Raw genomic sequence first — 10194 nt, forward strand, 5'->3', positions numbered from 1 at the left:
CTTATGCGCGCGCTACTGCTTGTCATATTGTTTATCGCCAGTTCAAAGGTGCAGGCATTTAGCCAAAGCGGCCATCAGCTTATTTGCACTATGGCCTATCAGCTGATAAGCGACACAAGCCGCAGTCAGCTGGACAAACTGGTGGCAAAAACGCCTTATCCACACTTTAACCATAGCTGCAGCTGGGCTGATGAAGTGCGCTCTGATGCTGAATTCAGCTTTGCATCCACGCTGCATTATGTAAATTTCCCGCGCGATAAACAGCAGGTAACAGCGGCGGATTGTCCGGCGCACGGCTGCATACTTAGCGGCATTGCACAAATGCAGCAGCGGCTAAACCAGAATAAGACTGACTGGCAGGCGCTGTTATTTCTGGTGCATTTTATCGGCGATTTACATCAGCCGTTGCATGTCAGCTTTGCCGATGATTTAGGCGGCAACCGCACAGCGGTGTATTTTTTCGGCCTGCCAAACAACCTGCATGGCGTCTGGGATTTTGCCCTGCTAAAACAACTCAGTTACGAAGCAGACCGCCAGCAGGCCAACGCGCTGCTACAACGTATCAGCGTGACACAGCAACAGCAATGGCGCCGGGGCGATGTGCTCAGCTGGGCGAACGAGTCTGCCCGCCTTACTCTGCAGATCTATCAGGGCTACACGCCGGGTATGTTAATTGACGACAGCTATGTACAACGTCATCAGGCCGTACTGGAACAACGGATACAACAGGCTGCCGTGCGTTTAGCCATGTTGCTGGATCAGTTATTTACTGCCAACTGACAAGCTAAGCTTTCGAAGACATCCAGCTGTAACGCATTAACGGATCCAGCCTTTGCTGATCTGACGGAAGCTATCAGTGCCGCAGCGCTCCAGCCATTCAAAGGCCAGCATTTCTTTGCTGATAATATAAGCACCACACTGCTGCATCCGGCTGAGCGCCAGCTGCTTATTTTGTTCAGTACGCGAGCCTACGGCCTCAGCAACCACAAATACCTGATAGCCCAGATTAAGTAAATCCAGTACCGATTGCAGTACACAAACATGCGCCTCAGTGCCAATAACCACCAGCTGTTTGCGCTCTGCGCAGGCTAACTGGCTGGCGATATGCGGCTCCTTTAACGCACTAAAATGCATTTTTTGTAGCATAGCGCCAGTCGGTATCAGTTCAGCCAATGCCGACAGCGTAGGCCCCAGGCCTTGTGGATACTGCTCTGTCGCCCACACCGGCACATCCAGCTGTAATGCCACCTGCAACACCCAGGCGGCGGCCTGCTCTACCGTTTTACTGTCAAAAATAGCCGGTGCCAGCTTTTGCTGCATATCAATCAGTAACACCTGTGACTGTGCGGCCTGTAGTAGCATGGCGACTCCTGTTTCGGTTAGTGAAAATTGCGGGATGACAAACTAAGTTCAGCCAAAAGTGGCGATAAGTCAACCAGCTTACCGGCGATAATATGGCTTACCTCGCCTTCGCGCTCTAAAATACCGTCTACCTGTAAAATCTGTGCGGTTAAAAACGGTTTTTGCTGTGCCTGTGCCGTGGCCAGCCACACCACCACATTAGCCGTGCCGGTTTCATCTTCCAACGACATAAAGGTGACGCCGGCAGCCGTACCGGGGCGCTGGCGCAGTGTCACCAGGCCGGACACCCGCACCGGGCTTCTATGCCGTACTTGCGCCAGAGCCGCCACTGGCACGCTGCGTGGCAACTTATTGGCCCGGCGCAGCAGTGCCAGCGGATGTTGCGTCAGGCTAAGGCCGGTGGCGGCATAATCCTCCACGATATTCGCCAGTTCATCCGGTGCCGCTAAATATGCTGCGGCTTTTTCGGCCACCTCCGATTCTGGCGCGGCAGCAAACAGCGGCAGGCTATGCTGGCTGTCCAGCAATTGCCAGCGGCTGTTATAGCGATCGCCACTGATAGCACTAAGCGCATTGGCGCTGGCCAGTGCCTGTAAATCACGATGGTTAAGGCCACTTTGCCTCAGCTGCTGTATATCGGCATAGCCCTGCACCGGTCGCAGTTGCAACAACAATTCAGCCCCGGCACGGCTTAAACCTTTTATCTGGCGTAAACCCAGCCGTATCGCCTGGCCCTGCTGCGCCAGGCTGTAATCCCATTCGGACTGGTTAACACAAACCGGTAATACCGTCACCCCGTGGCGCCTGGCATCCTGCAGCAACTGCGATGGTGTATAAAAGCCCATTGGCTGGCTATTTAATAACGCGGTACAAAAAGCGGCCGGATAATAATGCTTCAGATAAGCCGATACATACGCCAGTACGGCAAAACTGGCCGAATGCGACTCAGGAAAGCCGTATTCGCCAAAGCCACATATTTGCTGATAAATGCGTTCGGCAAACGCCTGCGCATAGCCGCGGCTTTGCATACCATCAATCAGCTTGTGTTTAAACTGCAATAACTCACCGGTTTTCTTCCAGCTGGCCATGGCCCGGCGCAGCTGATCCGCCTCGCCACCACTAAAACCGGCAGCCACCATCGCCAGCGCTATCACCTGCTCCTGAAATATAGGCACCCCTAAGGTGCGGCCCAGCACGCCTTTTACCGCTTCAGACGGATACGCTACCGCTTCCAAACCATCCCGCCGTTTTAAATAAGGGTGTACCATATCACCCTGAATAGGCCCCGGCCGCACTATGGCAATTTGCACCACCAAATCGTAATAATTATTTGGCTTTAGCCTGGGCAGCATACTCATTTGTGCCCGTGACTCTATTTGAAATACGCCTATGGTATCGGCCTTTTGTATCATCTGATATACCGCAGCATCGTCGCCCTGCGCACAGATACCGGCAATACTCAGCTCAAGTTGATGTTGTTGTTTTAACAAGGCAAAGCATTTGCGAATCGCCGTCAACATACCCAGCGCCAGCACATCCACCTTTAGCAGCGCCAGGGTTTCTAAATCATCCTTATCCCATTGGATCACGGTTCTGTCGGCCATGGCAGCGTTTTCTACCGGTACCAGCTCATATAAAGGGCCGCTGGAGATGACAAAGCCGCCGACATGCTGCGACAAATGCCGGGGAAAACCGCGCAGCTGCTCAACCAGGCTAATAAGCTGCTGCGTCGTCTTACTTTCAGCGGCCAGCCCCAGCGCTTGTAACTGCTGCTGCCAGCTTAACGCCGGGTCACGCCGCTGAATGTTTTTTAACATAAAATCCAGCTGGCTTAGCGGCAAGCCCAGTGCTTTACCCACATCACGAAAAGCGCTTTTAAAGCGATAGCTAATTACTGTCGCCGCCAGTGCGGCGCGCTCCCGGCCGTATTTTTGATACAGATACTGAATAACTTCTTCGCGCCGCTCGTGTTCAAAATCGACATCAATATCCGGTGGCTCTTTGCGCTCACGCGATAAAAACCGTTCAAACAGCAGCTGTACTTTTTCCGGGTCAACAGCGGTGATCTGCAGGCAATAACACACCACTGAATTGGCCGCCGATCCGCGGCCCTGATACAAAATGCCGCGGCGTTGGGCAAACTGCACCAGATCGTAAATAGTCAGAAAAAAATATTCGTACTTCAGCTCGCTAATCAACGCCATTTCTTTATCAATCAGCGCCTGCACTTTAGCGGGCACACCGGTGGCAAAGCGCAGTTTAGCGCCCTCAGCAACCAACCTGGCCAGATAGCTGGCCGCCGTTTCGCCGTCAGGTACCAGCTCGCTGGGATACTGGTATTTCAGTTCATCCAGCGAAAAACTGCAGCCCCTGGCAATGCTACAACTTTGCTCCAGCCAGGCGGGTTGAAACAGTCTGGCCAGTTTAGCCAAAGGCCTCAGTGCTCGTTCTGCATTGCTCAGCAGCTGCCGGCCCATTTGTGCTATCGGCACGCCCGCTTTAATGGCGCTGACACAATGCTGCAACGCCAGCCGCTGCGGACTATGCATCAGCACAGCACCACAGGCTACCGGTGTTAACTGATATTGCTGCGCCAACTGCAGACAATAAGCCTGCAAGGCTGCCTCGTTATGATTAAGCTCACGGCGCATGGCCAGCCATAAGCGGCGGCTGTGATATTTTTGCAGCCAGCTGGCCCAGTGCGCATCGCTGTCGCTATCGCCACTGGGCAGCCACAACAACAAACAATGGTTCACAGACATCAGGTCCCACTCGGTAAGCTGATACTGGCCTTTGCTGCTACGGCGCCGGGCGTTAGTAATAATGCGGCACAATTCGGCATAGGCGGCTTTATCCGGGCACAGCAGCACCAGTTGCAAGTTATCCAGCTGAAAATAGCTGCCCACTATCAACTTTATATTAAGCTGGTGTTCGTTAATTTGCCGGTAAGCCCGCACTATGCCGGCCACTGAACATTCATCAGTCAGTGCCAGCGCATCATAACCCAGTTCGGCGGCTTGCTGTATCAACTCTTCCGGACTGGATGCGCCCTGCAAAAAGCTAAAATAACTCTGAGAAAACAATTCCGCGTAGGCCATCGCTTAAGCCTTAACTGAACAGGCCATGCACAAACCAGCCTTGCTGCACCGTGCGATACAACCATAACCACTGGCCTTTGCTGTTACGGCCAATAAAGTAATCACGCTGCTGCTGCAGTGCCCAACCGTCGGGACAAAGCCGCTCCGGGCCGCAGCTGATCTCCACAGCTTCAGTTAATGGCCGGGCTGTCGGCAGCAAAAACGCCGGCCGTAGCGCTAAAGCTTTAATACCGGGCCTGCCGTGTAACAAAGGTAAAGGCTGGCTACTGGCCTGTTCAGGCAAGTGCTGATTTTGCAACATCAGGCCACTGACAGCCTGTTTACCCAAACGGGCTTGCAATACCGACACCAATTGCAAAGCTGATAACGCCGCTGTCACCGGCTGAAACAAACCGCCAGTTTGCGCTTGCTGTGGGCTAAAGCGGGTAACGTCCAGTTTCAGCCCGGCGACCGGCTCCGCCAGCTGCAGACGTTGTAACTGCAACTGACATAAGGTTAACCAGTTAGCCGCTCGATACTCGCCCTGGGCCGAGCAGACACTGACGCCCTGCTGTGGCGTCTTACCACGAAAGAATAATGTCAGCTGCAATTGATAACATAACGCGTTCATCTGCTGTAACTGGTGTTCCAGCTGCTCTAGCAGTTGTTTTAGCGGTGTTGCCAGCACAGCGGTATTGCTGATGTCGTACAACAACTCAACATAGCGGCTAAAACCGGGCGCACTTTGGATGTACTGCAAGGCATGATAAAAGTCGCCACGCAGCCGGCCAAGGTAACTGAGCAGGCTGGCATCAAAGCGCCGCGCCAATTCGGCCTGCGATAAGGCTAACAACTGCCCCAGCTGAGTAATACCCAGGCGCTGTAATTGTTGCTGAATCTCGCAACTTAGCTCAGTAAAACGCAAGGGGCTGCGTTTAAGGGCGCCGCTAAGCACCGCCGGATCAGCCGTTACTAAGTTTAATTGCTGCCGCGCCAGACACTGTGCAGCCAGCGCAGTCGTGCCGCAGGCGTAGTAATAACGATACGGCAACACATCCAGCTGCTGCTTAAGCACCTGCCAGTAGCCACTTAACCCCTGATGCAGGCTAAGCATATTACACAGACGTAAATACAGACCATCCGGCGGGTCCAGTGCGATATCGGCCGTTACCTGATACAACTGCTGGGCCAGGCTGTGCAAAATATCCTGCTGTCGCTCTGCTTGATAGGGTATCAGCTGCAGGTTATGGCACAGCGCTGCCGCACTGCCCAATGCCATATTCAGCTCTACCCCGGCTTGCTCTGCCGCGATATTAAGCTGCACAATACGATGCAGCTCGTTTACAACAGCCAGTGGCAGCCTGGTTTCATGGCGACTTAAGCTGTCAGGCAATAAAGCCGGAAACTGTAAATACAGATATAAGGCCATACTAGCCGGCCCGGCGCCTGTCTGGCGCTGAAATCACATGACTTAAGCATAACTGCGGCCAGCGGCTTTGCATATTTACCACAAAGGGCGCCGTTGCCCAGCCACCTTTGCGCTTGGTGACACTCAACTGCACCCCCTCCTGATGAGGCTGCAGTTTCATGCTTAAATTCACCGGCAGGCTCAGGCCGGCCTGCTGCCGGCGCAACAGCAGCAAACTGGCCGCGCCCTGCTCTGCCGCCAATTGCAAACGCCGCGCCTGCGCCAGCGTCATGGCTAGCTGCCACAGCAATACCGAAGCACAGCAACCACTTTGCAAGCATTGCTCTGTCGCCCAGAGCGCTTCTTTGTTGTTTTTCGGGTTAATAATCAGTAGCTGCGCCAGGTTGATACCAGCGCTACTGAACATATCGGCACAAGGCTGTGCCGGCGGTGCGATCAGCACCAATAAGCGGCCCTGGCTTTGCTGCTGCACTAAATACGGCAACAACAACCGTAGTTCACCAATGGCGTATTCGGTTTGAATATCAATCAGGCCGGTTGCCGGAAAACCACCGGCCAATTTCTGATCCAGCTCAGCAAAACCGGACGACACCGCCTGATAAGCTGCCTGCTGGTTATTGCCCTGCCATATCAGTTGCCGCCGTGCCAGTTGCTCTAATAACGCTGACATAATGCCCCCTTTCTGCCACTAATACTGTTATTTTATACAGTATATACAGCAACAGACAGGATGCAACTCTGCTGTCAGGTATTGCGCCGCAACAGCGTCAGCACTTCATAATGGCTGCTATGAGCAAACATATCGAATAACTGTACTTTCAGTAAGTTATAATCTGTCAGCTGGGATAAATCCTGCGCCAGAGTTTGCGCATTACAGCTGGAATACAATAGCCACTGCGGTGCCAGCCGGGCAATATCCCGGCACAGCGCTTTGGTTAAGCCACGCCGGGGTGGGTTCACCACCAGCAAATCCGGTGCCTGGTTTGATGCCTGCGTAAAGGTGGCCGAGTCCAGCGCCTGAAACTGCACCTGGCTTAACCCCAAATCGTTAGCCGAGCGCCGGGCACTGGCAATCGCCGCCGGGGCGATTTCAATACCGATCAGTTGCTGTGAAGCATTAACCAGATGCAGGCCAAAACCGCCGACACCACAAAACAGATCCCAGATCTGCTTAAAGTCGCCATGTTGCTGTTGCAGCTGGGCTGCCCAATCGGCAGCGGTCTGGTACAATTTTGCCGCCATCAGCGGCTGCGTCTGAAAAAAGCTTTGTGGCGTTAAATACAGCGGGATCTGGTTTAACCGCTCAGCCAGTAAGCTTTGCTGCGTCAGTACAATTTCTTCTGTGCCTTCCAGCAAGGCGGCAGGTAATGGCTGCAGGTTTACCGAGCACACTTCCAGCTCTGGCCATTGCTGTAACAACCAGGGTAAATGCTTAGTAATAGACGCCAGACAATTTTTCGACCGCAGCACCAAACGCAGCATAAAACGGCCGCTGTGATAGCTTTGGCTTAGCAGCAGGTATTTTAATTCGCCACGCCGGCTGGCAATATCGTATGGTGTTAGCTTAGCGCGCTGAATAAAGGCTTTACACAGCGCAAAAGCCGGCGCAAAAGCGGCTGGATACAACGGGCAGTCGGCTAAATCTACCGCATCCCCCTGGGCATTGACGATGCCCAGCAACGGCTTATCTACCGTGCCCAGTGCCACCATTTTGGCTTTATAGCGAAAACCCTGCTCGGCACTTGCCAGCGGATTGTTAACTTCAACCTCAGGCTTAGGCGCTAACAAGCCGAGCAACTGTTGCTGCTTTAGTGCCAATTGTTCAGCGTAAGGTTTATCCAGCCAGTGACACGACTGACAGCGTTTAGCGGCAAAGTGGGCGCAGTACATAAGATCCCGCCAGATAGAGAATCAGCTTAACATCGGCGCTAGTTTAACGCAGGCAAAGCGGCTCTGCACTGTTCAATTATTCTATCCGCAGCTGCTGAGTCGCCACACCGCCAAAATCATCCACCACCCTTAGCTGAAACTCCCCTGCTTCGCCCTGCCAGAATAAGGTTTCACCCGGCGCCACCGCACCGAGGTAACGACTGTCAATAAACCAGTGTGCCCGGGTTACCGCGCCGTCAAAGCTGGCTTGCAGGGCAATTTTTTGTTGCTGAGCATTTTTGCCCAGCTGGTAAGTCAGGTTGTGCTGTGGCGAGCGAATTTGCGGCGCTTGTTGTGCAGCCAACACCGTGCCACTGCAGGCATGCTGATATTGCGGCGGCGGCGTTAATACAAGACCGGACAGCTGATAAGCGCGGGCAATATCCGATGGCCAAAACTCAAATACCTTAAGCTCTGTTTGCGGCGGCTGATGACTACAGGCGCGTAGCCCGGTGGCGCGATATACCGGCACCGCACGATGCACATCAGACACTCTAATCGGCGATACGCCGGGAATAAACCAACCGGGCCGGGTTTGCGGGCAGTATTTATTCGGTAATTCGCCACTGCGGCTACACAGCGCCACCTGCTTCAGGTTCAGCTTATCAGCGGCGCTGAATAAACGCTGCTCTGCGGCTTTATCACGCGGTAACAGGGCTAACAGCTCAAATAACAAGGGCCCGGCTGCAGTTAGCCCTACCAGATTAGGGTTGCTGCTGCCGTCAAAATTACCCAACCATACCGCCAGCACATAGTCGCCGCTAAGTGCGACAGACCAGGCATCGCGAAACGCATAAGAAGTGCCGGTTTTCCATGCCACCGGCGCGCTGTCGGTTAGCTCGCCCAGTAAACCGGCCTGTGGTTTAGCATGTTGGCGCAGCATATCCAATGTTAAAAATGCCGCTTCCGGCGTTAATAATGTTTGCCTTGTTGCAGGCGTGGCGCCAGTTTCAGCCTGCCACTGCAAAGCCTGCCAGTTACCGCCGTTGCCCAACATCGCATATAACTGTACCAGCTGCTGCATGCTGATTTCCATGCCGCCCAGCACCAGTGCCAGGCCGTAATGTTCGGCATTTTGTGGCAGCGGCACCTGCGCCTGCTTTAACCAGTGGTAAAAATCCGGCTTGTTTAAGCCGGCCTGCAGTTGTACCGCCGGCACATTGCGGCTGTTAATCAAGGCTTCAGTGGCACTTATCGGCCCGGCAAACTGGCGGTCAAAATTTTCCGGGTTAAAGCTGCCATAGCGCCGCGGCAAATCCGTTAACAGGCTTTGCGGATGAATAAGGCCTTGCTGCAGCGCAAGCGCATAAACAAACGGCTTTAGCGCTGAGCCCGGCGATCGCAGTGCCGTTACACCATCGACCTGGCCGGCAATGGCGGCATTATAAAAATCGGCCGAACCAATCCAGGCCTGCACCTGCATAGTGCTGCGTTTTAACAGCAATACACTGGCATTGCTGAAACCTTTATCGGCATTACGGCGCAAATAGGCTGTCACACCTTGTTGCATCTGCTGCTGCAAACCGTATTGCAGGCTGGTGTAAAAACGGCCGCCACTGTGCCCCTGTGCTTGTAACTGATTAATAAAATGCGGAGCCGTGTAGGCTAAATCGGTGCGCTGATAATAGTTCAGCGGCAAGCTTAACCGCTGTGCCAGCTCCGGTTGTGAAGAACCCGGCGCTGTCGGTGAATACTCTGCTAACCACAGCGCAGTTAAACGCTGGCGGGCCAGCTCCAGTTGCTGTGCGCCTTGCGTGCTTAACGGGCTGCGTTGGTTAGGGTTTTGCGGAATAACGCTCAGTGCTAAGGCTTCGGCCAGTGTTAAGCGCTGCGCTTCTTTGCCAAAGTAAATCAGGCTGGCGGCGGCGACGCCTTCAATATTGCCGCCGTAAGGTGCATAGTTAAAATAGGCTTCGAGGATCTGTTCTTTACTAAAATGCCGCTCCAGATACAGCGCATACGCTAGCTGCTGTAACTTACCGCTAACGCTGGCGGTATTAAGCCCGAAACGCAACCGTGCCAGTTGCATAGTTAACGTGGATGCGCCCTGGCGCCGGCCGCCTTTGACTACGCCTTGCCAGAAAGCGCGGCCAACAGCGCTGATATCCACGCCAACATGGCGATAAAACTGCCGATCTTCATATAACAACGTGGCCTGTTGCAGTGCCGGAGCAATATCGGCCAGCGGCACCCGCAGCCGGTAGCGCTGATCTGGTGCCAGTCGCAGGCTTAACAGCTTACCGTCTGCGGCAAAGTAAGCACTGCTTTGCTGATAGTGCGCATACAGCGGCGGTTTTGCCGACAGCCACAGCAAAAGCAGCACCGCCAGTAACATAATGCCCGGCGGCAACACCAGCCAGCACAGGGCTTTTTTAATGCGCACTGCCTGCACCGTCC

At 54.0% G+C, this 10194-nt stretch carries 7 protein-coding genes; 1 reads left to right on the plus strand and 6 read right to left on the minus strand.

Annotated elements, in window-relative coordinates:
• Positions 1–3: 3 nt before the first annotated feature.
• Positions 4–780: a S1/P1 nuclease gene (locus tag EYB30_RS15740; RefSeq protein WP_166839934.1), complete on the plus strand. Its 777-nt coding sequence runs from the start codon at positions 4–6 to the stop codon at positions 778–780.
• A gap of 36 nt (positions 781–816) precedes the next feature.
• On the opposite strand, the gene EYB30_RS15745 is transcribed toward EYB30_RS15740, so the two are convergent.
• The 6 genes from EYB30_RS15745 to pbpC form a co-directional block, all read right to left on the minus strand.
• Positions 817–1362 (minus strand): isochorismatase family protein, encoded by a 546-nt coding sequence (locus EYB30_RS15745; RefSeq protein ID WP_166839936.1) that lies wholly within the window; start codon positions 1360–1362, stop codon positions 817–819.
• A gap of 17 nt (positions 1363–1379) precedes the next feature.
• The gene (locus tag EYB30_RS15750; RefSeq protein WP_166839938.1) at positions 1380–4460 is read right to left on the minus strand and encodes an error-prone DNA polymerase; all 3081 of its coding nucleotides are present in this window, start codon (positions 4458–4460) and stop codon (positions 1380–1382) included.
• A 10-nt stretch (positions 4461–4470) separates the two neighbouring features.
• The gene (locus EYB30_RS15755) at positions 4471–5868 is read right to left on the minus strand and encodes a Y-family DNA polymerase (RefSeq protein ID WP_166839942.1); all 1398 of its coding nucleotides are present in this window, start codon (positions 5866–5868) and stop codon (positions 4471–4473) included.
• Between the two features lies 1 nt (position 5869).
• Positions 5870–6538 carry a translesion DNA synthesis-associated protein ImuA gene (gene imuA / locus EYB30_RS15760; RefSeq protein WP_166839946.1) on the minus strand — a complete coding sequence of 223 codons (669 nt, stop codon included), beginning with the start codon at positions 6536–6538 and terminating at the stop codon, positions 5870–5872.
• A 74-nt stretch (positions 6539–6612) separates the two neighbouring features.
• Complete coding sequence (gene rlmC / locus EYB30_RS15765) at positions 6613–7758, minus strand: 23S rRNA (uracil(747)-C(5))-methyltransferase RlmC (RefSeq protein ID WP_166839949.1); 1146 nt, start codon at positions 7756–7758, stop codon at positions 6613–6615.
• 76 nt (positions 7759–7834) lie between these two features.
• On the minus strand, positions 7835–10180 hold the full coding sequence (gene pbpC, locus EYB30_RS15770) for a penicillin-binding protein 1C (protein WP_241698060.1): 2346 nt from the start codon (positions 10178–10180) through the stop codon (positions 7835–7837).
• Positions 10181–10194 lie beyond the last annotated feature (14 nt).

Origin of the sequence: Rheinheimera pleomorphica, from assembly GCF_011634895.1 — a bacterium.
GTDB lineage: Bacteria > Pseudomonadota > Gammaproteobacteria > Enterobacterales > Alteromonadaceae > Alishewanella > Alishewanella pleomorphica.